Raw genomic sequence first — 26,448 nt, forward strand, 5'->3', positions numbered from 1 at the left:
ACGCCCAATTGATGAGCGCCACATGGAAAGGAATTGGGGGTCTAGTTATATCTTGTCCAGTTAAACTAGCGAGATGCACGTTGGTTCAACATTTTTTCGACGTCAGCCATAACGATGTCGTTTAGCCAATTTCTGATCTCGTCATCGCTCATATGTCCCATCGATTCGAACTGATACGTGTCGTTGACGGCTTGGATTAGAACAGAACGAACTTCAGCAAGTGGATTATGCATTAGCATGTACCTCCCCATTTTGTACCATTGCAAGTGCATAATTTAATTGCGATATGATAACGTTTTGGAACCATGCGACTGTTTTCTCATGCGTGACAACGACATCGGCAAAGCTCCACTCACGGTCGATCAGGTCTTCAGTTTGCTTCCACAGGTCGAACAAAGTGTCGGACAACAACTTAAGCGTGCTCTTTGGTTCGGCAGGAATGTTGGTGATATCACGGAAAGCCGCTACTTTACGTTCTAAGTCCTCGATGATTTCGTCGAACCAATCCAGTACATCTTCAGTTGAGCCGCGATAATCTGGATACTCTCCAAGTTCATCTACTTGAACCGCAGCTTCATGTAATTCTTTAGCGAACATTTTGAAAATTGCTTGGTTGTAACATTGCACGTCGACCAGTATTTCTTTTAACTTGCCGTTTTCGTACACTTGTACATTAACCATTCTTCATCGCCTCCAGAGCATTGTTTAACCCATTCATAATCCGCTGATGTGCGGCTGCTTCAAACGCAGTGCGATAAACTGGTGGCATCGGCATACACCGACATGGCTTCGACCACCGTATATTAGACCAGCGTGCAATCTGGCGGGGCTTGTATAAGTGCTTGCGTGCGCTGTCCATTAGGACTTCAGAGAGTGGTTTGGTTCCGAATTTCTCACGAAACGTCCGTACTTTGCCGAATTCATATACCCGTTCGCAATATACCGTCCTACCGTCTTTGTCTGTTTCCGTCCACTGTTCGAGGACTTGTCCCATTCACATCACCCTCCGTTGCCATACTATGCAAATTAGTGTACTCTGTGATACGAAAATCGTTTCATGTACCCATTATAGAGCGATACGAAATTCGTTTCAATGAGGATGGAGGAAATATTTTATGGGACTCAAAGCGAGGTTAAATTTGGATAAGCTGTTGGCTGAAAAGGGCATGTCACAACGCGAATTAGCACGTATTACAGGAATAAGACAACCGTCGATAAATGATATGTGCAATGGGAAATACGACCGTCATGTGCCACTAAAGAATATCGCGCTGATATGTGAGGCGTTGAACGAGCCGGTGGAGAAATTAATCGTACTGGAACGTGTAGAGGATAACTAAAGGCTGTAACCCGATTACACCAACTACACTATGGTGTAAATGGTATAATTTACAAATTGTCATATTCACGATAGACTAGCTTGTGAGGTGATGTCTAGTGATGGTGACTCCGAAACAAGTGACACTCTACGTTTATGATCCGACCGTAGGAAAGGATGTGCCGATTGATGACGCATCGGAAGAGGCAAAGAAAGCATTTTCTGACCATGTGACTAAAGTTCTGAAGAAGGTCGGAATGGATTACCTATGGAAAACGATGGGATATAAGTTCCGATTTGTCCACACGAATGAAGAAGTTGATGAATGTTTTGGCTGTAATAAGGCGTTTGGCGTATTCCCAATATCCCTCGTAAGTGTGAAGGCCACATCTAAACGCCAATCTGGACTTATTCAAATGGACTACGATGACGATGGGCAATGGTATTACATGGTGACGCCGTATAGAAAGATGCCGTATGACGACCATGAGATTAAAATGGAACTCGAGAAGATCAAACACGAGGCGTACAAAAGAAGGAAAGGTACCGTTTCAGCCCGATAAGGATGACGAAATAGCACCGGACCCAGAGAGTATGTTGACCATCGTGGTCAGAGGGTAGAAAGGTATCGGGTAAAGGGTGATGTCTGATGAATGTAAAAGTCACAAAGGTTACAGGTACCGGACTCAGCAACGAAGAGTGTATTGAGTTTTACAATATAATCCGTGAACAGTTTATCAAAGGGAGATTGTATGCAGATGATAGTGTATGTCAACGTCACGAGAGTGAGATGACAAACCATGAGGAGGTGAGATTAAGCGATGATATTGAGACAAGTGAACATCTACAACGAAGCAACCGGCGAAACGATTCCGTGGGATGAAGCGTCAGAGGAATGGTGACAGAATGTAGGTCAACGTACGTTTGAGGTCTTTCAAAAAATGGTCTTCTCCAATCTAGAAAAGTACAATATGCGACTGGTAGCCGAATACGAACAGATAGACCAGATTGTAAGTCGAGATGTTGTCAGCGGTGTACCGTTAACCTTTGCGACTGTTAAACCGTGTAGCAAGTATCATGAATCGACCATAAAAATCGATATCGATGAGAAGGGAAGCAGTATTACGTGGGTGACATTTTGACCTGGATTCCTTTCACAATAAAACAGAATCCCGATCAGCTGGGTTGACGACTACATATCGATAAGGAGAGTGATGTCTGATGGATGCTAAGACTACCGGCAACGGATTCAGTGATGAGGCACGTAAAAGGATTTATAATGTGCTGCGTGACTGTTATATAAAAGGGAGATTGTACGCACAGGACGCCGATGTAGACAAAAAGACAAAAAGAGTCCCCGTTCAGCCGAAGCCGACGAGGATAGGATAAGGGGTAAGATAGGGTAATTACCTGTATAGTGTACCATAAATATTAATCCAATTGTTTACATATACAATCGGGCAAAGTTGTACAATTCCGAGGGTGTCTGTTGTCCAATACGGGCTATAATCCGCGTCATAATAATGTTTTAGTTACTAAACAATTAGTGAGTGTCCAATCCAACGCAAAAAGGGTCAGCCGCATCGTCCAAACGGCCAACCCTTAATGCTATACAGAACGCTTCACCGCACGACTAATATTCCCGTAAGATTGGTCAATATACACAAAAGGGACAGATATCCTCGACATCCATCCCCTTGTGCGACCAGCCATTTGGTACACGCTTATGGTGCCCGAAAATGACGTGTATAACCTAAGCAGCCCGCGCCCGACTGGCTATTGCGCCAGATCCCCGAACAACACAAAAACCACCCGTGCGGTGACACAGATGGCTTTTGTGGGTATGACTGATTTTTTATTGGTGTTTCACACTGTATTATAGCCATATTCAGAATAGCATATGTGGATATTCTGTGTTAGTTGCATGAGTCTTTGGACCCATTTACAGCCCTATTTCAGCAGCTGCATTGTGTTTAAACAATTCACCCTCTTGGATGTATCGACGAACCATCTGCACCGACTTATGTCCCGTTTGACGCATGATAGCACGTTCTGATACGTCGTTTTCCGCTGCAGTCGTGGCAAATCCGCTACGCAAACTGTGACCAGCGTATTGAGTTGCATCGAGTTCTGCTGATTCAGCGGCACGCTTCACAACGATTGCTACGGCCTTATCTGACATTCTATCCTTCATATTGCCGTGGCGGTCAATGCTGCGGAACACAGCCCCTTCAACAATGCCTGATCCAGACAACCACGCTACATACGCACGTACAGGACACGTTTCAGTATGCGATCCATACGGGATGCCTACTTTACGTCCTTGGCCTTCCTGGTCGGTCTTACTGCGGCGAATGGTAATGGCCAATCCGTCACGTGTGATCTCGATGTCCTCCACGTTCAATGCGACCAATTCAGAACGTCGGAACGCACCGGCGAATCCAATCAGCAGCAACGCACGATCACGAATGCCGATCAATCGGTCATCCAATGTATCCACCATTAAGCGAATGTCGTTGATGACAGCTGCTTTCTTACTGTGTGAGGCTGAACCGTTCGTATTGGCTATGCCCTTGATGAGGTCACGCACATATGCAGTACGGGTAGGTGTCTCAAGTCCTGCTGTCTGGTGTGCCTGCGATATGGAAGCGATATGACGTTTGATTGTGCTGATCTTACGACCATTGTTTGCTAGGTCAGCAATATATTCGCCGATAGTTTGTGGTGTGGCAGGTAGTGATGTCAGGTTGTGTTGTTGACAATACGTAATGAAGGACATCCAGTCCTTGTGGTACGCCAAGCGAGTATTGGTCGACTTGGACTCGCTGATATAGTCCAGTGCTGTTTTAGGTGTACCCACTTCGGTATGTGTGTTCTGTACCATCAACTCTGACATCACGTTCAACTCCTCGTTCTGACTTCTGATAACGTTAAATTATCGGAAGTTAGGATTTGAGTAAATCATACCTCCGTTGGTTCAGTTTGGCAAGTGGAATGTGTACATTGATGGACTAGGATAGGGTTGTACAAATTGTGTTTGTTGTATACAGTATTCAGTTAAATATAAATGTCAAACTTTGTAAATTAATCCTTGCTCTCTCGAAAACGTCGTCACTCTCACCCGCGCGGTACTTAATGTAATTTTGAAACTCCCGGGGTCCCTCAAACTTTTGACGTTCCAGCGTTCGCACATCCGTATCGATTACGTCATCCAAATTTTTTTATTGATCAAATTTTCAAAACTCCAGGGTATACATACGATGCGTACTGTACACGTCTGATAAAAATTTGATCGCTCGACAACCACTTTATCGCCAACGTTCATATGTACAGGAAATTCACCGTTATAAGTGCGTCTCATCAGGAATCACGTTATGTCTGAATGGGGGTGCACAAATAGAACTATTGCAGAGGGAAATGGCTGCAGAGTATAATAAACGTTGGGGGAATTTTAGCTATATATACGCACACTTCGATTAATTATATCAAATTTAACTTTATCCGTATTTTACACGGGCGCGGAAGCAATGTCAACATGTTCGCAAAAATATTATAAGCGACGTTTGCCAGCAACATTGAACCTTGGCAACTGAATATTGAATTGGTCAGATAAAGTCAAATGGAGGGGATGGAATGGCGAAACAAAGGCAGGAGGATAAGACACGTATTGAGCTTCTACTAGAGAACATCCATAAATTTGATACGTATTATATAAGCCCGCTGTGCATGGGCAATATGCGGAAACGGACGCCTTATGACATAGCCGATCATCGCATGGAAATCGCAGACGCATTACATAGCAACGCACTAAGCCCATTGGATAGACAAACCATCGCCTTCTATTACTTGGCCAACTTGACGGAGTACGAAGTGGGGCAGGTAGTGGGAATGTCGCAGAAAGCTATATCTAACAGGATTGAAGACAATGCAGAGCGTTGGGAAAAGGTCATCATCGATGGTGATCGCACGCCTATACGTCAAGAGCCACACAAACGTGAGCGGATATCTCCGGATTCACCGTTTTACGAATGGAACGAAGACATAATACATAATCGGCCTAATTGGTGGGATGTACCGCCATACATACGCGATTTAATCGTTAGCACATTCGGCATTAATGTTCCGGATGTGGACTCTGTTGAAGAGGTGGATGATAGCACGGATCTACGTATCCGAAAGATGGTTATCGTTAATGGTCAACTTGTTCTCACGCGGTCGATTTATGAGTCGCTATGGAAAAATGTTGAACTGTTCATTCCCAACGGTCGAAAGAATTATATCCGTAGTTGGCGCGGTGAATCTGTGTTCCAAAACGATGATTCGGATGACAAGGAAGACGTCGCTGACTCTGCATGGTGGAATCCCGACACAGGCCAATACTCGTCTGCCCGGTCGAAGAACAAAAATGTGTATTTCCGCAGTCCATCACAGAAACACATCAAGCGAATGGGCAAAGCGCAATGGTACACGCTCAATGGACCAGTAATCACGTACTACTTAACCGAAGAAGAATTAAAGTATTATCGCAATTTGAAATAAAAGTTCTATAAGGTACGTTCTGACGAGCTATATAAGTAGGGAATGAATAGTTATTTTTTAGTTTGAAACAAAACGTTACAGGGAGGTGATTATACATGGATGTGTCCGCAAGAATGTTGAGACTAATGAGACAAGCCGCTGGACATCGACTGCATTATGTGGCTCAAGAATTAGGCATTAGTCGCTCATATCTGAACCTTATCGAACTTGGCTATACAACGCTTACACCGGAAATTAAACAGGCATATCTCAATCTTTATGGGGTAGAGGAACAAGATTTTAGGGGGGCTATCTAATGAAGACGTTGGAGCAGATGAAGCCACAGGAACAAATACAAATGGCATTTAACGAATTGGCAATAATTCAAGCCGCATTAAAACGCGCACAGGAACGAAGAACCTCACGATCTACTATGAACGCGTCGTGATGAATTATAAGGAGGGGTGACATGGAGGTTGTAATGCAAAACGCCCTATCCGGTGCTGCAACATCGGACGGGGCGCATCAGACACTATTTCAATTTGACACCAACAATGTACCACAGACCGATTTACGTTTCTACATGGACAACAGCGGGCACATCGTACCGGCCAAAGTAGCGCAGCACATCATGACCGAAATCCCGTTCTTCTTTGACGGTGCAACGCTCTACGCATATCACAATGGCGTCTACAAACCGAACGGAAGGCAAATCGCCATGAAGTCGGCATTGGTTAAACTACGCGACCACTACAGGCGCAACCTCGTGTCCGAAATCGTGGATTATATCCAGACGTCTATGTGGCAGGACAGCGGCAAGATGGACGTGGAAGATGAGTATATCAACGTTAAAAATGGTCTGTTGCACTGGCCCACGGGTAATCTGTACGCACACACACCGGAACGAGTATCGACGGTACAATTGCCCGTCATATACAACCCCGACGCCACTTGTCCGACCATTAATGAATACATGAAATCAGCATTACCGGCTGACACCCTCCCAATCATCGAGGAGATGTTTGGGTACTGTATGATGCCGTCCACTCAATATCAGAAGGCATTTATGTTCGTTGGATCGGGCGGCAACGGTAAATCACTCGGATTGGATTTGCTCACCACGTTTATAGGCGAATCGAATGTGTCAAACGTGGCGCTGCAGGACTTGGAAGCGAATCGATTTAAACTGGCTCAATTGTACGGGAAGATGGTCAACATTTACGCTGACTTGCCACACAAGGCATTGGACACAAGTTCAGCGTTCAAGTCGGTCGTATCGGGTGATCGTATGAGTGCCGAGTTCAAAGGGAGGGACTCGTTTGATTTCCGTCCTTTTGCTCGCCTCATCTTCAGCGCAAACGAAATACCGACCAGTCGCGATTTAACCGATGGATTTTTTCGACGGTGGATTATAGTACCGTTCCCCAATCGATTCGAACATGGGGTAAATGCGGACGAGAATATGTTGCAGAAAATGACTACTCCAGATGAGTTGTCCGGTCTGTTGAATGTGGCGTTGAATGGGTTACGCCGACTGCAACAGCAACGTAAATTTACCGAAAATGAAGCAACACAACAGGCATTGGCAGACTACAAACGTGATTCGGATAATGTCGCTGTGTTCCTGGACGAAATGTGCGTTATCGGCCCAAATTACCGCTGCAACAAGACGGAGTTGTATCCGGTATATGTACAGTGGTGTGCTGACGCTGGGCTGAAGAAGCTTGGCAAAATTAAGTTTAACGAACGTCTGCAACGACTCGTACCAGATGTTAGAGAAGAACGTTGCGCAAAAGATTTGCCGTGGGAATGGGTCGGCGTTGGGCTCATACACCCAATATTTAGGTGATGTGCGCAAAAGTTATATCGATTCCGCAAAAGTTGCGCAGGAGTTGCGCAAGAGTTTGATACGCATAAATCCAGTCATATCAATGGTTTATAACACTTTCCGCAATTTCCGCAAAAAGTTTAATGAGTTCTTGGTGAAAATGTCAGTTTGTATGGGCTGAAACACTAGTCCAACTCTTGCGGAATTGCACCAAGTTTTGCGCACCGTCCATTTGTCGTCGGTGTTTTTTATTACACACATATGGAGGTCTGCCGATGAATATTACCGTGACAAATGAATTGTCGATCCCATTGTCCGATGTACCCGCCAACGTCAGACAACAAATTATCGATGACTTAACACTCGACAATCCGCCGTATCAAACTGCGTTGCGTATGGGATATTCCACGTACGGAATCGAACCGACGATACAACTATATCGGGCTGAAGCAGGCTCTTTGTATATGCCACGCGGCTATATTATTCGGTTGCGTCAGTTGTTGGATCAGTCCAGCACACCATATTCCGTTGATGACAAACGTTTGTGGTTGCCGAAGGTTCATATGGAGTCGTCCATTGAATTGCGACCATACCAGGTGCCAGCCGTCGATGCGTTGGTACGACACCAACAGGGCGGTGTGGTTGCGGGGTGTGGATCGGGTAAGACCATTTGTGGGCTTGAAGCGGCGGTACGCACACAACAACCGATACTATGGCTCACTCATACCGAAGACCTGTTCCGACAAGTGATTGAGCGTGCTGTAGCCGTACTGGACATCAAAGAAGACGAGATCGGTCGACTTGGCGGTGGAAAGTGGAAGGTGGGCGAGCGGCTGACAATTGGCATGGTGCAGACGTTAGCCAAACGTGACCTCCCGGACATCACTGATAAGTTCGGATGTATCGTTATTGATGAAGCACACAGGGTGCCGTCGGATACGTTTTGGCGCGTGGTCAATGAGTTCCCCGCAGCTTATCGCTTATGGCTGTCAGCTACGCCCACGAGAAGCGACGGGCTAACAGATGCGTTATTCTACGGTGCGGGTCATATCGTTCATGAGGTTCCACGTGATGCCGTACCAACCGTTACTCCAGCACTGGTCGTAATCAAAACTGACTACAATACCACGTACGATAACTTCTCCACGCAAATCAGCAACCTTATACAAAACAAAGCACGTAACCAACTCATCGTCGATACCATCAAACAGAACGCCAAAGGACATTTCAGCCTCGTATTGTCCGACCGTTTGGACCATTTGAAGTGGCTACGTTCAATGCTTGTTAACGCAATCCCCGACATGACAATTGAGATTCTACACGGAAAGCTCAATAAAAGAGAACGCGTGGAATTGTTAGAGCGTATCCGCAACAAACAAGTCGACATTGTGTTGGCTACACAGGTAGCACGTGAAGGACTCGATATACCGCACTTGGATAGGTTGTATTTGGTATGCCCCAAAAAAGCAGAAGGGGCGACCGAGCAGGAAATTGGACGTATTATGCGCCCGTGTGAAGGTAAAAACGATGCCATCGTCTACGACTTCCTCGACATTAAAAATCCCAGACTACAGGCTCAATTTAATAAGCGATGTGCGGTATACGCAAAGCTTAAAATTCGGCGCATGCAGACGGCATGAGGAGGTGACAACAATGACAATTCAGATGTTCCGATTACGTAAAGACGGCGTGCTGTTTTGGTACGTGGTAGATACAATTACCGGTGAGATTTTATCGACCTGGGAGGTTGGTGGAGATGACAAATATGAGAACGAAAGTGATTTAATTGTGGCCAAATAATTCCCCTAATGTACCATCACACCGTACGTCAGCCTCGATTTTGACAATTTACACGTGCTTAAGCTAACAAACTCAGTATGCTAGAGTTTCCTGTGGAATCGGGCATCAAATACGAATATGGGTTAAACGTAGATAGATAGTAATTTGGTGCGAAACTTTCCATGGCGCTATTTTCTGATTGAGACAACAGTGATGACATATCGGATGAAGATATTCCATTCGTTCCCGATGTACCATTATTCACTTGAAAAAGCGGATTGGCGTACTTTTGGGTCTGGGCCAGGAAATCCTGCGTCGACATGTTGTTTCCACCAAGCATGTTCGTTATAACTTGGCCGGTTTGATAAGCCGTATTGAAATCGTTTGGATTCAAAGCGACTTCTTCATTAAGACCGGCTAGAAGTGATGAGTTTCCGTTCGATGCAGAGGAGTTTTGAAATAACTCACCATTCGTTTCTGCGGCACTTATTTCCGACTGTAATTGCGGAGACATTCCACTGCTATCCATGGTGGTCGCACTGTTAGCAACAGAAGCCCAGTTCGAATAACTAGGAGACAAGAGAGGATTCCATCCATAACTTGAAATACCGCTTATCACGTGCCAATCCTCCTATTGCCTTTTAAGAAAAATATACCACGAAATTACTTAATGCCCAAGTATTTAACCAGAACGCGAAAGTCATGTTAATCGCCACAAGTACAATGGGCATAGAAAAAACCATGCAGATGAATCCACATGGGCACGATTTCGAATTACAGCTTGTAGACGTTCGCAGCTTGTGGGCCTTTTGGTCCTTCAACGATGTCGAACTCTACTCGTTGACCTTCGTCAAGTGATTTGAATCCGTTACCTTGAATTGCGCTGAAGTGTACGAATACATCGTCGCCGCCTTCAACGGAAATGAAACCGAAGCCCTTTTCAGCGTTAAACCACTTAACCGTTCCTTGTTGCAAAAGAATTCCTCCATGGTGCGCAGTGCACATTCAATTTACTGATCCAGCGGATCATGTATTAAGTCCCATTATATGTTTGAAAAAATGCAAATGTTGTCGAAACGTGCCACCTTTGGAGAACCAATTTCTTTTTCCCACCGTTGATACTAAAGGACGAGCGCTGATGTATTGCTACCCCATTTATGCCCCCGTTTGTTACCCCATTTATTACTGGGTTTGTGCCCTCGTTTAATACTGCATTTGATACCCAACAAAGGAGTGGAACCTAAGCGCACACATCTACGTAAAGGAGGTGACATATGGCACGAAACATCACATTCGATGAGCTGATCGTCAAAATTAGTGCTGCGCATGTCATCGTTGATGAAGCCATTAAGCCAGCACTTGAGGCCGCATCCGTCAAAGTCAAGGAAACGGCGGAACAAAAATTTGGCCACTACCAGGATTCGGTGGCGGGAGGCCAGTTCCCCGCTTGGGCAGCCCTTTCCACGACATATCTACAACGCAAACTAGCCGCTGGTTCATCTGGAGACGATCCGCTTATCGGTGCACCAGGACTAAGACGTGATGGCGGTACTCCCCTTTCAGAATCCATCCAATACACCGTACGCGGTCTCAATGCTTACATCGGGACGGATAGTGAAGTTTCCGAATTTCACGAATTTGGTACGATCCACGCCCCGCCGCGTCCGTTTTTGAGACCGGCGCTTTTCCAATCGAAACAACAAATAGTGAAAAACATGGGCGCGGCGGTGCAGGCTGCACTTATTTCATATTTCGGCAAATAGGAGAGTTGAACATGTTAAACCGCAAAATCAAACGCGTTGAAGTAAATGACGAATTGCGTATCACACTCGATGAGTCAGACCATCGCCGTACCACATTCACGCTGTACGTCAATGTCATGGGCGAATGGGTTGCAAAGGCGACTCGCACAATGGAACACCCGGACGCAAACAAGCATCTGCAATTGGTGCATCGTGCTAAACAAGCGTTACGCAAAGCAAATAGACACCATAAGCACACGCCAAATGTCGAAACACTTCGTGCTGCTGAACACTTGCAACAGGTTGCTGAACAAGCACAAACGATATTTCAACACTACGCAGATCAGCGTGATGCACTGGTACGCGAGTTGTACATCGAAGCGGGTGTACTGGACCAAAGCAATATCGATGAATTTGATAGCAAAGTAGCCGAGTTACGGGCGGTGAATGAATAATGTCAGGAGAAATTTACAATTTAGAAGTCGTCATATCCGCCTATGACCGAGCACTTGCACCGTTAAAAGCAGTATCAGCTCAACTTACGGCGACATCGAAACAATATGCGGTCATGCAGAAGGCCATGAAAGCGGCTGGCGCTACGTCTAGTGAACTTGGCGCATTACAACAGCGCATGGATGCATTGGCTCGCAGCGACGCCTTTTCAAAGATGGCACCGCAGCTCAAATCGGTCGGTGCTCAGACGTATCAAATCGAACAGCTGGCCAATGGTCTAAATAAACTGGCAACGGCACGAGATAAAATAGCGTCAGGTCAGTCACTACTGGCTAAAGGCGGAATGGCTATTGCTGGCGGTTTGGCAATAGGTGCATCCCTAATTGAGCCGATCAAGAACGCGATGGATCTCCAGAAGTCTATGATGCAAGTCCAAATCGCAAGTGGGGCCAATCCGAATCAAGTAAAACAACTCACTGCCAATGCAATGCTCGGAAGCCTTGATACAGGCATATCGAGTGTGATGGTCGCACAGGTTCAGCAAGCACTCGCACAGTCCCGTTTGCCGTTGGCTAACATTCTAAGCAAAAACACGTTTGACCAGTATTTGAAATTCGCCGATCTAATGTATCAACGGAACGGCACACCGGTCAGCGAATCAAGTGCGTCAGCCGTCCAAATGTCGCACGAGTACCAGCTCTACAAAGACCCTCAAAAATTGTCGAGTTTCTTGAACCAACTATGGCAGACTCTTGCCGTGACTCACACGAGCGTTCAAAGTTTTGGAAACATCTTCAGTTATTATGCGGGGCAAGCGAACCGATTAGGAATAAGTCCAAACAGTGCCATGAATATGGAGTCGTTCCTTATATCCAGTGGCCTAGCCGGTAATGGTAGGTCGGGCGGATCTGATATTGACAATTTCTTACAACGCTCATCGTCCCCTGCATCTAAAGCAGCATTAGCCGCAATGAAGCAGACTGGACTTATGGGCAAGAATGGGGAAAGTATATTCTTCGGCGCTAATGGAAATTTTGTCGGCCTCCCACAACAAATCGCAATCATGCAGCAGTGGTCTAAACAGTTTAAGGGTAATAAAGCACAAGAAATCAACGCGGCAAAAGTGATTTGGGGTGCCCAGGGAGAACGCTATGCCCTTGCACTCAGTGGCCCAAGCGCACCAGGTATGAACACGCAATTACAAAAACAGATAGGTGCCGTGCCTGGTGTCGAGAAGTCCCAAGCGATGCAAATGAACACGATAAGTGGACAATTATCGCGACTTAAAATGGGATGGCAGGACATGATGACGGGTCTCGGAATGCCACAATTGGCTTCGGCCATGAACTTTCTCAAGTCGATCAACGACATGGTATCGAAAATTGTCCAGTTTGAAATTGCACACCCATTGTTCATGAAATCCGTTGGGAACCTGATTAAATTATCTGCGGCTGCGCTGGCTTTTCGCGGCGTGCTGATGGGCGTGGCCGGTACAGCGAAGATTTTTAGCGGTGCATTTCACCTCACCAAACTATTCGGAGACCTAACCAAAACAGCCAGTGGAGCAAGAACACTAACCGGGGATTTCGGTTTAGTCGGCGGCACGATGAAAACTGCGGTCAGTTTGTTCAGAGACTTGGGATCGTGGCTTGGACGGATAACTGGACTTACACGTGTATTCACAACCGTTATGCGTGTGGCTTCCCTCGTAATGCGAATGAATCCTGTAGGACTACTTATCACTGGCCTAACATTGCTCGGGGTCGCCATTTACGAGTTAATCAAACATTGGTCCAGCGTGTGTTCGTGGCTTTCCAGAGTTTGGAGTTGGTTCGACAAGGTAACTGGTGTCGGTAAAGCGTTCGGTGCGGTTGCTAAGACGATCATGAGTTTATGGTCGCCGGTCGCAGCCTTCTTCGATAACATTTGGAAGCACATTTCACCCGTGATTAGTGGAATCGGCCATTTGCTCGGCATAGGTGGGTCCATAGCCTCACCAACAGCATCTATCCCTACATCTTCAATGTCTACAAGTACAACAGTCCACATTAACGCAGGTGCCATTACAGTTTCCGGCGTATCCGACCCACATGCTGCAGCAAAGTCAGTTTTGGATCAACTTGGGAACCATTATTCACTTCAAAACTGGTCGTCTCCATCGGGACCAAATAAATTAGCGTTCGGTCACTAAAAACACGTCACCCTCTGTAAAACAAACGGAGGGTGAACGTTTTGATTTGTGGTATATTCAACCATATACGCATGTAAAATCAGATAGTTTAGATAAATATGATGGGAATGGGTGATAAAGTGAGTGATTTATTCGGGATATTGAGTTTTTTATCGTTTGTATCTTTAATTCTAGGATTGATTAAACCATCGCTAGTCCTTCATTGGGGTAACCACAGAACAAGAGGTCGAGCAGCCTTGACGTACATTGGCGCAATTGTAGTGTTTGCCATCTTGTCTGGTGTCACCTCAGGGAATTCCAAACCTACGACTCCTGCATCTGCACCTGCAACCAACGACACATCTGGTTCCTCAAACACTACATCAACGGTAGTATCGAATGGTTCCAGTAGTTCTAATACTACAGTTACAACATCCAAACCGAAAGCCACTACGAAAAAGAGTGCTCCAGCAACAACATCTACTCCTAAATCCACATCAACTCCGGATGCTACAGCACAGTTAGCATTTTTGTCTTCATTTCCAGCACTGGATTCGTCCGGTTCGATATCGGTTAGTCAGCAAAGTACAGATTACGTGTCTCAACATCCGCAATGGTTTCCGGCTGCTTCTGGCGATTCGTCTTATTCCAAGGCGATAAACCATGCCCTTACAATTCCGATGATTATGAAAGACCCATCATCATATGCAACCACGTTGTACCAGAATACAGGCACCGTTACGGAGATTCATCAATACCACAATCCAGATTACGCTATGGTCCAGGTAGTTGTTGATTCTGGATCAGAGGCAGGAGCCGAAGCAATCGTTATGTACGAGGGTAGCACCGGTTCAATTGTCCAAAATTCGCAAGTTCAATTTGTTGGTTTGCCCGTGACTGAGTGGGATTTTTCGAACGTCAGTGGTGGAACAACACAAAGCGTGCTATTTGACGGGGTTAGCTTGAAGCAACTGTCATAACAATACACATTCACCCTTATCCATCGTGATAAGGGTTCTTTTTTTTGTCCGTATACATATGTATGGCGCAACCGGTACAAGGGGTAGGTGACGATGATGAAGGTCATTATTACTCATAGTGACGCGAAATATGCCATTCGTGATGCATGTAAACTGTACGAGAAAATGTGTACATCGGGAAAGTTCCTGGTCCAGGAGATGTTTTAGGGGTCACGTCACGAAACGGAAAAAATCGTACGCTAAGAAAGCATTGAAAAAAACAGATACCCCCTCACAAGGACTAACGATCTTTTTCTGCCAGGGTGTTTTTGAATTAACGCACCCGTTAGTGCCAGAAAACGTCGCCAACTTATTCCAACGTCAAATCGTATTCTGGTGGCGATTTCACTTCAATCGTAACCAATCTGTATCCGTGTTTTTTGGCTAAATCATAAGCCTTAGGTCCAATCGCATAATTGTGCACCTTTTTGAACCCTCTTGTGAGATCCCTGGTTACAGGACCAATTAGGGTGGTATGCAGCCGGAATGGCTTCAACCCTGCCCTCTAGTTGCCCCACGTCTCCTGGTCAGAGCGTTGATATGCAGAAGCGCTATGAACGATAACACCGCCGCGCGTTTCTTTCTCGTCGACCGAACTATCATCCAGCAAATACTTTTGCCAAACCGAAAGCAGCGGCAGCCGCAATGCCACCCACAAGCAATGTTTGAATCGCGCTCTTGAATGGATTGACCCCTGTGAATCTGCCTTTCACAAATCCGAAAATAAACAGGGCTATCAGTGTAATTATCACGGAAGTCACTAGGGCAGTATTGGCATGGTGTATAAAGATATACGGAGCAAGCGGAATAATACCACCAACGATATAGGAAATTGCAATGGTAATCGAGCTGCGCACCGCTCGTTTTGGATCGGGTTCCTCAAGACCTAGCTCGAATTTCATCATAAAGTCGATCCAGTTTTTCCGATTTTGACTGATGGCATTGACGGTTGTTTCCACATTTTCCTCGGGAACGCCCCACTGTAAGAGAAGTGACCTGACTTCTTCTCTTTCCCTGCCCGGCACTTCGTCGATTTCACGTTCCTCACGACGGAGCTCGGAAAAATAGTGTTCGCGGTCTGTATTGGCAGCGAGATATCCGCCCAACCCCATGGCAATACAGCCTGCGGCGATTTCGGACATCCCAGCAATCACTACCAAAGAAGTTTGAGATACCGTTCCTGATAAGCCGGCAGCTAAGGCAAATGGGACCGTCAAGCCGTCTGACATTCCAATAACAATATCTCGAATAAATTCTGAGCCTGTGAAATGACGTTCTGCATGCTCCATTGCTAAATAGCCCCATTTCAGTAATCGCAATCGATATATGGATTCAGTTACACCGGTTCTTAACGATTATCATTGACACATTACAGCAGTTCCATTAGTACATTATTCGTTTAGTTAGCCTATCTTCCGACATTACTTTCGTCCATGAATGCCTTTCCTATCATCATAGGTTGGTTAGTGGTCCAAAACCTGGACCAGGGTGGGTATTAGTCAATCGACTCACTCGTACCTATAAAACACACCCAACGGGCGACATAGCCAGTTTAAGGCTTCGCAGTTTGGATGCTAACGATTACGGCGTCCCTCTTATGAATTAGGCGTGGTGTACATAGATAAAACCCTACACGGTCATCCTAGTTTAGGGAGGTGGTTTCAAATGGATGTATCTTTTCTTCAAGAAGAACTTAAACGTTGGGGAGAATTGATCATTACTGTTGGTGGGTCAACTTTTGAGATTCACGGAGGGGATAATGTACAATTCGACGTTCAAAAGAACATCATTCGGTTTAGTGCACCTGATGCTCAATACATCCTTAATGGTAACAGCATAGCATTTGTAAAAATGCACTTAGGTCATATTGCTCAATAATAGCAATCAAGCCGAAATAAAGAGCCAACGGAGAATTCCGCTGTTGGCTCTTGCTGTTCTCCATATGTCGCTCATCTGCCCGAAAACGCAGTAAGCGCCGTGATACGAAAATGAATGTTCATGCAAAATCATCCGCAGGAGGTTTACTCAATATGCTCCCGCTTTAGTCCCAAGGCTCCCTCGTACGATGTTTATGTTCCGCCCGTAATTAAAGCTCTCCTCGATACTGTAGACTTAGCCACCTTCCTTTTTGACGGAGCGCTACCAGGTACGGATACCGCCAGAACGACCAGAGTGGAACACATATCCCCAATAACAATGTAGCTTCACACAGACCTTGAACGGCGTTCACTTTCTCTACGTCCGCAAAACCAATGACTGGGTGCATCGCACGGTCCAGAATCATGAGGTTGATGATTACAATGAACGCTACCATCAACAATACGAATGGAGTAAGTACTTTCACGGATGACATTAAACGTGGCGATTTCTTGTGAAGTCGCCATCTCCCAGCGAAAGCTCCCGTTTCAATACTGCAAACAGAATGCAACTTGTCTAAATGCATAGTAACCAATACTTTCCGATAGCGTATCCTTTGAATAACGGGTATCCATACCAAAATGGCTAAACAAATCCATGGAACATCGAATCTGAACCAATTGGGTGTTTTTTCCTGAGACGACGGCACATGGAACATTACAGTTAACGCCACTGACAAGCACCCGACCAATACAAGACAATAAATCACCAAGTGCGATGTCTTTATATACGAATAAACACGAGCATCATCCAATTCCTGAATCACCTCAGTCCCTCCCAGCAGATATAATGCGTGAGTCAGTTGGTAACGAACGTTACATACTATTCATGCTGCGTACTCCTGCCCGTTAGTCCCATAACGATTTGTATACTTGTCATATTGAACTATACCTAAAACTGACGTCAGAGAGCCCATTAGAGAAGCGTCAGAATAGGCTTCGTTGATGATTTTTCTGACATCATGATATGGACGTCTATAATTTCAATCTGACAGGTTAGAGCCTTAACGTACGATTTTGTCCGTTTCGTGAAGTGACCCCTTTTACGAACATTTTTGGGATAGATACATCCCCACTAATACGGCCAGGTAATCGAACCTATTGCGTGGCACGTCGTTCGTTGTGAATGGCTTTTACATATAACACAGCCGCCCCATCAATTAGAGGCGGCTTTTTTTATCAATTCGAGACGATTTTTTTCAGCAATCGTACATCCGTTTCTGTTTCGCCCAATCTGGACTTAATGTCCTTTACGTCGCGGCTAGTTTCAAGTACGGCTTGTTCAACTTTGTCGATACGCTGGTTTAAACGTGCTTCAACATCGCCAATCTCTTCGCGTACGATTTGCCGTATCGCATCGAGCAATTGTTTTTCATCCACGTACAATCAACTCCTGTGCACATCATAATGGAAATCCCTTATCCATATCAACGTTAAATGCCTCCATTGGGATAGCAATGACGGACGGTTATACGTACGTATTCTATAGGGAACGCCTCATTAAGCAGTGCTGATGGCCCTCGCTGCCAGAACTGCTACGACAACTAATGAAATAGAGGATTGTGTTACCATCAGGACCTTGGCCCTCTTGGATAGAACGGGTGTATCAGTGGGGCTGAACGCGGTGCTCGTATTAAACGCAAGGAAGACATAATCGGAAAACGTTGGAATCCAATCTGCCCAAGCGTCAACATTGGATGCCATCTGTGGGAAGAGGAAATCGGGACGCCCTGGTTGCTTGATGTGTCGAGGTAGTGGGCCTCCTTGATCGATTTCCCAGTACCATACCGCGAATACAATGATGTTAATTATCCACAACAGTGCCGCGTCCCGAAACAGTCCCGTGCCGGTCTCGGTATGCTTGAACAATGCATAAATAAGAAACAGCACACTGATAACGAGGCCGATGGTTAGGACGGTAATGATGGTAAAAGCGATACGACGTGTCCAACTGTGGTGTTCGCGAAATATTGCCACGGTTAAAGGTATCATGAGTATGCCGACAATCACTAATGGTGCCCACCGAGGTCCAACAGTGACAGTCTCTGTCATAATACTCAATAGCACCCCAATAAAGACAACAGCAATGAGAAACGACCAGCGAGGTGGTCTAGTACTCGGCCTTCTTTGTAAACGTTTAGAGTCCATTTCCACGTTATCTTCCAACCTTCGATTCGTCGCGTCTTATCATCATTAGCGGTTGCTCATTGTCTAGTATCATCGGAACTTGGTCCATCGAAACGTGGTCGAAGAAGTGATAACGATTATCCTTCTTCCATCGGAAACGAGTTATTCATCACCGCTTATACTTAATAATATTACTGTTCAATGTTACTTAACAGTATTAGTAGTCAGTAATAATGTTACGTATGTGACGCGTGTTTCAGGTATCGAATTTGGTCTATGGTCTCGATCATTTACTTAAAGGAATTTGTTGATATACCTAGAATTAAAATCATATTCACTATTCATTTTTACTGTTCAGTATTACTTATACGTAACACTTTTACATTTTACTGTTTTGTTTGAGGAGATGAACAGATGGGGATAACGATTAGTTTCGGGCTACAGAAAGGCGGCGTATCCAAGACTACAACGTCAACTTTGTCAGCATACATTTTGGCTAATCAAGGTCACCGTGTGCTAATGGTCGATATGGACTCGCAAGGAAACGCTTCACAATTCCTTACAGGCAAGAGTCCGTATGACTTTCAAGGGAAAACAGTACTCGAAGCATGCAAAGAACGCGATCCACGTCCATACATAGTTGGTGTCAATGAAAACTTGGACTTACTCCCTGCAGAGGATTTACTCTCAACCTTCTCGCGTTGGCTGTTCGATGAGTACAAGCATACATTGGGACGTGACGCCGACCCAAACTCACTCTTATTCGTCTTAAGGGATACACTTGCGACTGTGAAAGACAAGTACGACTACATCCTACTCGACCTCCCGCCGAATCTTGGTGAGCAGACACTTAACGGCATGGCGGCTAGCGACTGGTGTGTTGTGATGGCACAGTCGGAACCATTCGCGTATGACGCTTTGCAACGTTACCTTGAAACACTCGAACACATCCACGGTCGTGTAAACGCGAATACAAAGTTAGCTGGAATTTTAACTACACTTCTCGATGCGCGAACCGCGTTAGGCAACTTTATTCGCGACCGCATTGCTGAGGAGTATGAGGACTTGGTGTTTGACACGGTTATACGCCGCAAATCCCGTGTAATTGAATTCAGCTTTGAAGGTATTAGCAACAAGAATAAAACGGATAGAGAAGCATTGGAAATGTATGAGGACTTCGTGAAGGAGTTGAAAGCACGTGTCAAAGGCTGAACGTTTCCGCTCGTTGGCTAAGTCGAAGAATGAACCAGACACAACGAATCCGTCAAAGTCTGATGTTATCGATGAAATTGTTGGTGCATCAACGGTGGAGATAGCCGCCACAAGTACAGAAAAATTTTCGAGTAACAATAATAGTAACAGTATTACTGAACAAGCAACCGTAACAGTGAATCAAAACATTGAGCAGGAACACACTTCATATTCAGTTAATAACAACACTGAAACAAATAACATTTCATCATCAGTTAATAGTAACAGTATTACTGAACAGTCAAATGTAACAGAAACACGAAGGAATGCCTCTGCCACGCGTATTCCACGCCCTATAGAGGAGTTTGAAAAGCGTCTTAAAAGGCCAACAATCGAAGAAACGCATACCCGTGCGACATGGCTCGTACGCAATGACCTTTTGAAGCGGTTAGAGAAGCTAGCCAAGCACCAACAACGCGGATTCAAAACCCACGTAGTAAACTATGCGATTGAACGCATCCTAGACGAGCTGGAAGGCAAATGAGGACGTCAAAATTGGCTTTATTGCTCGGTTTTTGAGGTGATCCACTATACTTGGTCACTTGATCCAAATCGTATGACATGATAGATTCGGATCAACCAAATATGGACGGCATAAAAAACCGAACCCCAGAGTTGGCGCTCTGAGGTTCGGACGTGCACTCCTCGATGTGCGAGATCGAGAAGTCGCTTTTAATTTGACACCGACATTGTATCTATTTTCGTTAGATAATACAAGAGGTGCAAATTGGCGAAAACGGACGGAATTTGACAGTCCGACTTCTCGGCTTTATCTGAAGCTGCAGGAGTCGGATTTTTTGTGCATGTCCTTCAAAGGGGACACATGTATGGCAAAGGTTCAAGATACAGGAAGGGTAAAGAAGGGTTGGACCAACAACTACTTCACAGTCCCAAATGGCATATACGAAATGGACATAACAGGCTACGCAAAAGCCGTGTACATATATCTGTGCAGACGAGCCGATAGCGACGGTCAAAGTTTCCCTGGCTACGGAACAATTGCTACTGAGGTTGGTTTTAGCAAATCAACGGTTCGTCGGGCAGTCGATGATTTGATTACAGCTGGACTGCTTATAAAAGAAACGCGTGGGCGCAAGGAAAATGGTGAGTTTTACCCTAATCTCTACACAATAATTCACCCAATGGATGCTGTCTCAGAGGAAGTATGCTCTGACAGACCATACCCACCCGAAGGTATGCTCTCACAGGACATACCTATGGTCAGCGGTGATACACCTATGCTCTCACAGAACATACCTATGTTCTCAGAGAACACAGAAGTAAGATCCATTAAGGACAACCCAATAACAACACCCATTAAGGACACTACACACACACACCATGTGAAAGCAGAAATTGAATCCGCACTTACACAGATAACTGTCACAACAGAAGACCGTGTGTGTGACAAATTTATTCTTGATGAACTCAAAGACTCGTTAGCAGCTATGGGGATTCAAGTGGCCGACAAAACGTTAAAAGAGTGGTTAGAACTCGCTGAAATCACTGAAATTGTTTATGCATGCAGACTTGCGACAACGCAAGAGGGCATAAAAAACCCATCCGCATATATTACCGGTGTACTTAAAAACGGCGTTGTGATGGTGAAACAGAACCCTCAAAAAACAACCAACGACAAACGGTACTCCAATTTTTACAAACTATTTCCTGACAATTAATGCGCCTACGATGCCAATTGTCGGTCCAATGATTAGCTGGTTAAAAGTACCTTATCGTGGTCCTTGGGCCCGGTGATATCCTCGTTATTAGGAGGTGATCACGTTGGTCTTGTTCCCTATCCACCGCTGTTATTGTCGTAAGTGTGATGAATGGCAGTATGTGAAGACTCTGGGTGAAATTGTGAATGGCCCTTGGTTTAAGAAGTGTGGCGGAGAGATGAAGCAGGTGGAGTTGAAACAGAGCCAATTGGATTTGTTTCCTACGCAGGTAAAGAATCCCCGAAGAAAATGACTTCATTAGTACTGAACTGATCCTCTTTTGAATCCCTTGCGTTAATTGGCTCGTATTTCGCTTCTGAGACGTTTTTTGGATTGGCCTAGTATATTTATATGTCCAAGCCGCTTAAACGTCTGAGATGCGATTCTGAGAGGGTATTTTGATGTACATAAAAAACGCCCCCTCATGAATGTGCCAATTATTGTTTTGATATGCGGATTTCTTGCCCAATGTCAGCGATTCGGTGGTTATGATCGTTCAAACGTGCTATGGCCTCGGTTAATGCCAATTTTAGTGTCGTTTAATTCGACGCGGTGCAATATTGCTTGCAATAGTTCCTTAATTTCGTCCACGTGATTCACTCCTACAGCAACATTCTACATAGGGCAGGTAGCCTCCTGTTTTGGGAATCGGTAAATAGTGTGCACAACTAACGAATGAGGTAACAAACGAGGTAACGGATGGGGTGGCAAACGGGGTAACAAACGCGGTAGCAAATGGGGTAACACTTCGTCCTCGCTGTGCGTTCAGCCTCAAAGCCCTTCGAAGTGACTTGGTTCTTCAAAAGACCCCCTTTTTTCGAATCCCCCATTTGAACCGGCCTATATTTCGTTTCTGAGGCGTTTTTAGATATTCCTGGTAGGGGTCACCTCACGAAACGGAAAAAATCGTACGTTAAGGCTATTACCTGTCAGATTGAAATTATAGACGTCCATATCATGATGTCAGAAAAATCCTCAACGAAGCCTATTCTGACGCTTCTCTAATGGGCTCTCTGACGTCAGTTTTAGGTATAGTTCATCCGGACAGTATTACCGCTATGCTGGAGATGCCAAGTCGTTGCGTGACACCAAAATGCTTAACGTACAAAAATCGCCGTTTCGTGACGTGACCCCTACTACGCATGATGGACAAATTTGATAGTCTTCATACATCCTCTTGTGGCCAATACAACCCCAGGTCTGCACACGACCGACCGTCCCGTTCGCCTTTGCGCAGACCCCAACAAGGTTATTAACTTTTACACTGCTCTAAATCTGGTAAAAAACTTCAAGAATTGACCTGACCAAACACATCTCATCTCAGGTTTAATCACATCGTCGTTTTTTGAATCCAGTTGTTTTATGGGGTTCGATTTCGATTGTATACAGAATACTGAATACGATTTATGATAACTCCATACGGATAATCAATATACAAAGAGATTGCGATTCGGGGTTACAGGGTACGATGAGATTAAATACCACAAATATGGAAGACATAGAATATTTACGCAGTCTTATGATTAAGACGGCAGAGGAAAGAGGGAGTTTAGCACATCCTGATGTAGTTGAAATCAGTCAACGCTTAGACACCCTCATTAATGATATCCAGCGAGTTCGTTTTGAACGATACTGTAAAGCTACAGGATGTTTTATTCGGCCTTCTTTTCGGACTGTGTTTTACCGTTACAAATTCCAAGTGGCACGTCTTGTCCATTCACAAGCCTAAAACCAGTTTTAAACACCGTATCTCGTACGGTCACCCGATGAATGGCGTGGCAATGAATGCAATACATTATGTGATTCATTGTTAACCATCCCCTTTAATCTATTATACACAATTTCTCCCATTTGCTTTAGTGCGTTAACATGAGAAACTGATGTACTTTAATAATTCTTAGACAAATTGTGTCGGTATCGTACGGATATCCATGGGGATCTCGTATTTTGTGGTTTCACTCAAGCAAAACGGTTAATCTTCTAAATGGTAGATCATCTGTAATTAAACATGGTTTCCGTAAGGGTGATTAATGTGATCAATTTATCAAGTGAGACCTGGAGAGAACTAATCGACTATTATGGGCTAAATGACTACGACCTAAAGACTTTGTACGACAACATGGACTTTTTTGAAAAGTATGCGGATGAAATTGTTCATGAATTTTACGATGAAGTTATGAAAAGAGGGCACCTAAAAGGAATTATTAATGAGAACAGTACTGTCGAACGATTAAAAAAAACGCAAGTATGGTATTTGAAAACCCTTGCTACGGATGTAATTGATGACGATTATATTGCTGGCCGTGAAAAAGTTGGTGCGGTGCATGCAAAAATCGGATTATCTGCCACGTGGTACATTGGTGGTTACTCAATTTACCTTCGCTGTATACGGAAAAGGCTTAGCCATTCAGATCCTCATGTGAGCTTTTCAATCTACGAAGCTGTAACGAAACGAATATTGTTCGATTCTGCGATTATTTTGGAACAGTATATCGGAGATGTCATGAGCAAAAACGAAGCGTATATCAAGCATATGACAAATGCCTCTAATGAACTTATACAATCCGTTGATCAAGTGACCGCAATCGCATCTGATTTTGCAAATTCCGCTACAGTATTAGCTGAAGCTCAAGGTGCAGTTGTTGAATCTGCATCGACGTTGTATGACAAAAGTACTGCCATTGACGCGATGAGCAAGTTAGTTATAGAAATTGCAGCGCAGACACATATGTTGGGGTTAAATGCTTCAATCGAGGCGACTAGGGCAGGCGATCGTGGTCAGGGATTTACTGTCATCGCAAATGAAATTCGAAAATTAGCCGAACGAACTAAAAAGTCGTCAGAAGAAATTAATACATCTGTATCAGAATTAGTGAAGTACATTAACAGTATCAATCAACAGGCCGAACAAACTATGGCTACTTCAGAACAACAAGCGGCATCGGCACAAGAGTTATCGGCGTTGATCCATGGTATTGAGGATATTGCTACTAGGCTAAAGCAATAAATAGAAAATGTTTAATTTCTCACAAATATGTCCATCCTGTTCATAGCGATGCTAGACAAGCTATGCGGGGTGGACATTGTTATGCGTGCTGTAAAAGACAATCCAGCGAAGCGATTACGTGTGCTTATGGCCGAACGTGACATTAATACTCAGGAACTAGCCTATATGTCGGGTGTACACAAAAACACCATCGCAGCCATACGTACAGGTGAAACAACAAAGCCCAATTCTGAAACACGTTATCGGATTGCCAGAGCGCTTGGTGTCAAAGTAAACAGTATATGGCCGGATTCTTGAGTTGAGACGGGATTAGTGATAAATCCTAGGAATCTCGATTTACAACACAGATAGCGTATAAATACGTCATCGGCGTGCGCCTAAAGATAAACGTCCAAGTGTAATGCGCCGCCGACAATTTGAATATGACTTGTTTGTATCTGTAAGATAGAAGGGTGAGGGGCGTTCGGCCGCCCCTCTTTTGTTCTTAATGAACGTGCTGAGCAATGATGATGCTTAGATTGATGGCAGTCAAAATAAGCATCCCAAATGAACAGCAGGCCATCAAGAGACTGCAGGTTTCTTGTATGGTCATTTTTTTGCCCTCCTTTCTCGGCCGAATTGATTGTATATGCCGGTTTAGACCAGCTCCACCCGATTCACCTCCTTCATTCAAATACCGTCACCAAAATGGCTTTTGAGTAAAGAAGTTCGAAAAATTATTCGGTACGAGTCTCCGTGCGGGGCTCGTATTTTTATTTAAATGCGGAATAGGACATTTTTTCGGTGACATATCATCCACCATCAACACAAAGAGAGGTGATTCACGATGGAATACGGTGAGAAGAGACGCAGCGTATCGTTTAACCTCAACGATCCGGAAGAGCGTGCTCTTTATCAGTTCTCTCAGAAAATCAACTTTAGTGGTCTTGTGAAACAGTATCTAACTCGTGAATTTAAGCAGCAGTCACATCAAATATCAGCGACACCGGAGGCATCTTTCCAGGTGAATTTAGGCGGTGATCAGTAAGTGTGGGATAACGGAGAATTGGTTTTTGTTGTGGTCGGTGAGGCTGAGACTTACTTGTGTGCGCTTGATTGGCTGTCCAACTGGATTGCTTCAGGGTATCGGGTCTATGGGGCAGCCGACACGGTTAGCGATATTGAACGGATGTACCGAGATGCTTGGCAGGAGGAGGGAATGAAGTGAAAAAACGTACGGCTGTTGTCTTAATTGGCTCAATAGCGGCGGGAACGGTAACCGCAGCCACGTTATCAGTGATGTGGTGGACCATTATTCCAATCTCCATTTGGTCTATGGGAACGGCTGTTATTGGCGGACAGACGATGAACGTTTTGCGAGTTAAAAACGGACAATTGCAGCCAGTGAAGGTCTACAAATCGCCCGAACAATCCGATGTTCTTCGCAGGATGCAGTAAGGCTATTGCCTGGTTCAGGCTTATGCGTGGCTGGGGCAAAAGTTGCGTGTCCGTCAAAATTTTTAGCTCATCATCGAATGCCCCACAACAACACATATCGTACCGACGATAATCTCCCAAAACGCAGCGAGGTACGGCATAACATATCACCCTTTCTCATTGTTG

General features: G+C 44.9%; 32 protein-coding genes and 1 pseudogene. 22 read left to right on the plus strand and 11 right to left on the minus strand.

Features of this window, described 5'->3' with window-relative positions:
- Window positions 1-65 precede the first annotated feature (65 nt).
- The 3 genes from NZD86_RS24090 to NZD86_RS24100 are packed head-to-tail and all read right to left on the minus strand — an operon-like array spanning window position 66 to window position 994.
- Window positions 66-233: a hypothetical protein gene (locus NZD86_RS24090; RefSeq protein ID WP_268047157.1), complete on the minus strand. Its 168-nt coding sequence runs from the start codon at window positions 231-233 to the stop codon at window positions 66-68.
- Complete coding sequence (locus NZD86_RS24095) at window positions 226-681, minus strand: hypothetical protein (RefSeq protein WP_268047158.1); 456 nt, start codon at window positions 679-681, stop codon at window positions 226-228. Before NZD86_RS24095 ends, NZD86_RS24090 begins: the two co-directional genes overlap by 8 nt.
- The gene (locus NZD86_RS24100; protein WP_268047159.1) at window positions 674-994 is read right to left on the minus strand and encodes a hypothetical protein; all 321 of its coding nucleotides are present in this window, start codon (window positions 992-994) and stop codon (window positions 674-676) included. The genes NZD86_RS24095 and NZD86_RS24100 overlap by 8 nt, the downstream gene beginning before the upstream one ends.
- 121 nt (window positions 995-1,115) lie before the next feature.
- Between NZD86_RS24100 and NZD86_RS24105 the strand changes: the two genes are divergently transcribed.
- Together NZD86_RS24105 and NZD86_RS24110 are read left to right on the plus strand one after the other, a co-directional pair.
- Window positions 1,116-1,340, plus strand: a complete 225-nt coding sequence (locus tag NZD86_RS24105) for a helix-turn-helix domain-containing protein (protein ID WP_268047160.1) — start codon at window positions 1,116-1,118, stop codon at window positions 1,338-1,340.
- 100 nt (window positions 1,341-1,440) lie between these two features.
- Entirely contained in the window at window positions 1,441-1,881 is a 441-nt protein-coding gene (locus NZD86_RS24110) for a hypothetical protein (RefSeq protein ID WP_268047161.1), read from the plus strand.
- 1,379 nt (window positions 1,882-3,260) lie between these two features.
- On the opposite strand, the gene NZD86_RS24115 is transcribed toward NZD86_RS24110, so the two are convergent.
- Window positions 3,261-4,214: a site-specific integrase gene (locus NZD86_RS24115; RefSeq protein WP_268047162.1), complete on the minus strand. Its 954-nt coding sequence runs from the start codon at window positions 4,212-4,214 to the stop codon at window positions 3,261-3,263.
- Between the two features lie 737 nt (window positions 4,215-4,951).
- On the opposite strand from NZD86_RS24115, the gene NZD86_RS24120 reads away from it, so the two are divergent.
- The 6 genes from NZD86_RS24120 (at window position 4,952) to NZD86_RS24145 (ending at window position 9,464) form a co-directional block, all read left to right on the plus strand.
- Complete coding sequence (locus NZD86_RS24120; protein WP_268047163.1) at window positions 4,952-5,857, plus strand: hypothetical protein; 906 nt, start codon at window positions 4,952-4,954, stop codon at window positions 5,855-5,857.
- Between the two features lie 95 nt (window positions 5,858-5,952).
- Entirely contained in the window at window positions 5,953-6,153 is a 201-nt protein-coding gene (locus NZD86_RS24125) for a helix-turn-helix domain-containing protein (protein ID WP_268047164.1), read from the plus strand.
- Window positions 6,153-6,284, plus strand: coding sequence for a hypothetical protein (locus NZD86_RS24130; protein WP_268047165.1), 132 nt, complete (start codon window positions 6,153-6,155; stop codon window positions 6,282-6,284). Before NZD86_RS24125 ends, NZD86_RS24130 begins: the two co-directional genes overlap by 1 nt.
- 21 nt (window positions 6,285-6,305) lie before the next feature.
- Complete coding sequence (locus NZD86_RS24135) at window positions 6,306-7,685, plus strand: DNA primase family protein (protein ID WP_268047166.1); 1,380 nt, start codon at window positions 6,306-6,308, stop codon at window positions 7,683-7,685.
- A 254-nt stretch (window positions 7,686-7,939) separates the two neighbouring features.
- Window positions 7,940-9,304: a DEAD/DEAH box helicase gene (locus tag NZD86_RS24140; protein ID WP_268047167.1), complete on the plus strand. Its 1,365-nt coding sequence runs from the start codon at window positions 7,940-7,942 to the stop codon at window positions 9,302-9,304.
- A 13-nt stretch (window positions 9,305-9,317) separates the two neighbouring features.
- Complete coding sequence (locus NZD86_RS24145; RefSeq protein WP_268047168.1) at window positions 9,318-9,464, plus strand: hypothetical protein; 147 nt, start codon at window positions 9,318-9,320, stop codon at window positions 9,462-9,464.
- A gap of 58 nt (window positions 9,465-9,522) precedes the next feature.
- On the opposite strand, the gene NZD86_RS24150 is transcribed toward NZD86_RS24145, so the two are convergent.
- Both NZD86_RS24150 and NZD86_RS24155 read right to left on the minus strand, forming a co-directional pair.
- Window positions 9,523-10,062, minus strand: coding sequence for a hypothetical protein (locus tag NZD86_RS24150; RefSeq protein WP_268047169.1), 540 nt, complete (start codon window positions 10,060-10,062; stop codon window positions 9,523-9,525).
- Window positions 10,063-10,217: 155 nt separating this feature from the next.
- Entirely contained in the window at window positions 10,218-10,418 is a 201-nt protein-coding gene (locus tag NZD86_RS24155) for a cold-shock protein (RefSeq protein ID WP_268047170.1), read from the minus strand.
- A gap of 299 nt (window positions 10,419-10,717) precedes the next feature.
- On the opposite strand from NZD86_RS24155, the gene NZD86_RS24160 reads away from it, so the two are divergent.
- From NZD86_RS24160 to NZD86_RS24175, 4 genes are all read left to right on the plus strand, one after another.
- Complete coding sequence (locus tag NZD86_RS24160; protein WP_268047116.1) at window positions 10,718-11,206, plus strand: HK97-gp10 family putative phage morphogenesis protein; 489 nt, start codon at window positions 10,718-10,720, stop codon at window positions 11,204-11,206.
- A gap of 11 nt (window positions 11,207-11,217) precedes the next feature.
- A complete protein-coding gene (locus NZD86_RS24165; RefSeq protein WP_268047117.1) occupies window positions 11,218-11,640 on the plus strand; it encodes a hypothetical protein in 423 nt (140 codons plus the stop codon).
- Window positions 11,640-13,829: a phage tail tape measure protein gene (locus NZD86_RS24170; protein ID WP_268047118.1), complete on the plus strand. Its 2,190-nt coding sequence runs from the start codon at window positions 11,640-11,642 to the stop codon at window positions 13,827-13,829. Before NZD86_RS24165 ends, NZD86_RS24170 begins: the two co-directional genes overlap by 1 nt.
- 98 nt (window positions 13,830-13,927) lie before the next feature.
- The gene (locus NZD86_RS24175) at window positions 13,928-14,788 is read left to right on the plus strand and encodes a hypothetical protein (RefSeq protein WP_268047119.1); all 861 of its coding nucleotides are present in this window, start codon (window positions 13,928-13,930) and stop codon (window positions 14,786-14,788) included.
- Window positions 14,789-15,426: 638 nt separating this feature from the next.
- On the opposite strand, the gene NZD86_RS24180 is transcribed toward NZD86_RS24175, so the two are convergent.
- The gene (locus NZD86_RS24180; RefSeq protein ID WP_268047176.1) at window positions 15,427-16,116 is read right to left on the minus strand and encodes a VIT1/CCC1 transporter family protein; all 690 of its coding nucleotides are present in this window, start codon (window positions 16,114-16,116) and stop codon (window positions 15,427-15,429) included.
- A gap of 376 nt (window positions 16,117-16,492) precedes the next feature.
- Here NZD86_RS24180 and NZD86_RS24185 point away from each other — a divergent pair, with 376 nt between their 5' ends.
- Window positions 16,493-16,705 carry a hypothetical protein gene (locus tag NZD86_RS24185; protein ID WP_268047120.1) on the plus strand — a complete coding sequence of 71 codons (213 nt, stop codon included), beginning with the start codon at window positions 16,493-16,495 and terminating at the stop codon, window positions 16,703-16,705.
- 208 nt (window positions 16,706-16,913) lie between these two features.
- Here NZD86_RS24185 and NZD86_RS24190 read toward each other — a convergent pair whose 3' ends face one another.
- The 3 genes from NZD86_RS24190 to NZD86_RS24200 form a co-directional block, all read right to left on the minus strand.
- Entirely contained in the window at window positions 16,914-17,141 is a 228-nt protein-coding gene (locus tag NZD86_RS24190; RefSeq protein ID WP_268047121.1) for a hypothetical protein, read from the minus strand.
- 781 nt (window positions 17,142-17,922) lie between these two features.
- Window positions 17,923-18,123, minus strand: a complete 201-nt coding sequence (locus NZD86_RS24195) for a hypothetical protein (RefSeq protein WP_268047122.1) — start codon at window positions 18,121-18,123, stop codon at window positions 17,923-17,925.
- Between the two features lie 120 nt (window positions 18,124-18,243).
- Window positions 18,244-18,720, minus strand: coding sequence for a DUF1345 domain-containing protein (locus NZD86_RS24200; RefSeq protein ID WP_268047123.1), 477 nt, complete (start codon window positions 18,718-18,720; stop codon window positions 18,244-18,246).
- 564 nt (window positions 18,721-19,284) lie between these two features.
- Between NZD86_RS24200 and NZD86_RS24205 the strand changes: the two genes are divergently transcribed.
- The 4 genes and pseudogenes from NZD86_RS24205 to NZD86_RS24220 all read left to right on the plus strand — a co-directional run.
- Window positions 19,285-20,082 (plus strand): ParA family protein, encoded by a 798-nt coding sequence (locus NZD86_RS24205; protein WP_268047124.1) that lies wholly within the window; start codon window positions 19,285-19,287, stop codon window positions 20,080-20,082.
- Window positions 20,069-20,605 carry a hypothetical protein gene (locus NZD86_RS24210; RefSeq protein ID WP_268047125.1) on the plus strand — a complete coding sequence of 179 codons (537 nt, stop codon included), beginning with the start codon at window positions 20,069-20,071 and terminating at the stop codon, window positions 20,603-20,605. Before NZD86_RS24205 ends, NZD86_RS24210 begins: the two co-directional genes overlap by 14 nt.
- Before the next feature lie 343 nt (window positions 20,606-20,948).
- Window positions 20,949-21,800, plus strand: coding sequence for a helix-turn-helix domain-containing protein (locus NZD86_RS24215; protein ID WP_268047126.1), 852 nt, complete (start codon window positions 20,949-20,951; stop codon window positions 21,798-21,800).
- Window positions 21,801-23,328: 1,528 nt separating this feature from the next.
- Window positions 23,329-23,442: pseudogene (locus tag NZD86_RS24220) on the plus strand (Spo0E family sporulation regulatory protein-aspartic acid phosphatase); the annotation flags it as partial.
- A gap of 49 nt (window positions 23,443-23,491) precedes the next feature.
- On the opposite strand, the gene NZD86_RS24225 reads toward NZD86_RS24220, so the two are convergent.
- Window positions 23,492-23,647 carry a DUF3973 domain-containing protein gene (locus NZD86_RS24225; RefSeq protein WP_268047127.1) on the minus strand — a complete coding sequence of 52 codons (156 nt, stop codon included), beginning with the start codon at window positions 23,645-23,647 and terminating at the stop codon, window positions 23,492-23,494.
- Between the two features lie 200 nt (window positions 23,648-23,847).
- Between NZD86_RS24225 and NZD86_RS24230 the strand changes: the two genes are divergently transcribed.
- The 5 genes from NZD86_RS24230 (at window position 23,848) to NZD86_RS24250 (ending at window position 26,283) form a co-directional block, all read left to right on the plus strand.
- Window positions 23,848-24,846, plus strand: a complete 999-nt coding sequence (locus NZD86_RS24230; protein ID WP_268047128.1) for a globin-coupled sensor protein — start codon at window positions 23,848-23,850, stop codon at window positions 24,844-24,846.
- A gap of 81 nt (window positions 24,847-24,927) precedes the next feature.
- Window positions 24,928-25,143, plus strand: a complete 216-nt coding sequence (locus NZD86_RS24235; RefSeq protein WP_268047129.1) for a helix-turn-helix domain-containing protein — start codon at window positions 24,928-24,930, stop codon at window positions 25,141-25,143.
- A 529-nt stretch (window positions 25,144-25,672) separates the two neighbouring features.
- Complete coding sequence (locus NZD86_RS24240; RefSeq protein ID WP_268047130.1) at window positions 25,673-25,873, plus strand: hypothetical protein; 201 nt, start codon at window positions 25,673-25,675, stop codon at window positions 25,871-25,873.
- Window positions 25,874-26,053, plus strand: a complete 180-nt coding sequence (locus NZD86_RS24245; protein WP_268047131.1) for a hypothetical protein — start codon at window positions 25,874-25,876, stop codon at window positions 26,051-26,053.
- A complete protein-coding gene (locus NZD86_RS24250; protein ID WP_268047132.1) occupies window positions 26,050-26,283 on the plus strand; it encodes a hypothetical protein in 234 nt (77 codons plus the stop codon). Before NZD86_RS24245 ends, NZD86_RS24250 begins: the two co-directional genes overlap by 4 nt.
- Window positions 26,284-26,448: the final 165 nt, after the last annotated feature.

This window comes from Alicyclobacillus dauci (assembly GCF_026651605.1).
Classification (GTDB): domain Bacteria; phylum Bacillota; class Bacilli; order Alicyclobacillales; family Alicyclobacillaceae; genus Alicyclobacillus; species Alicyclobacillus dauci.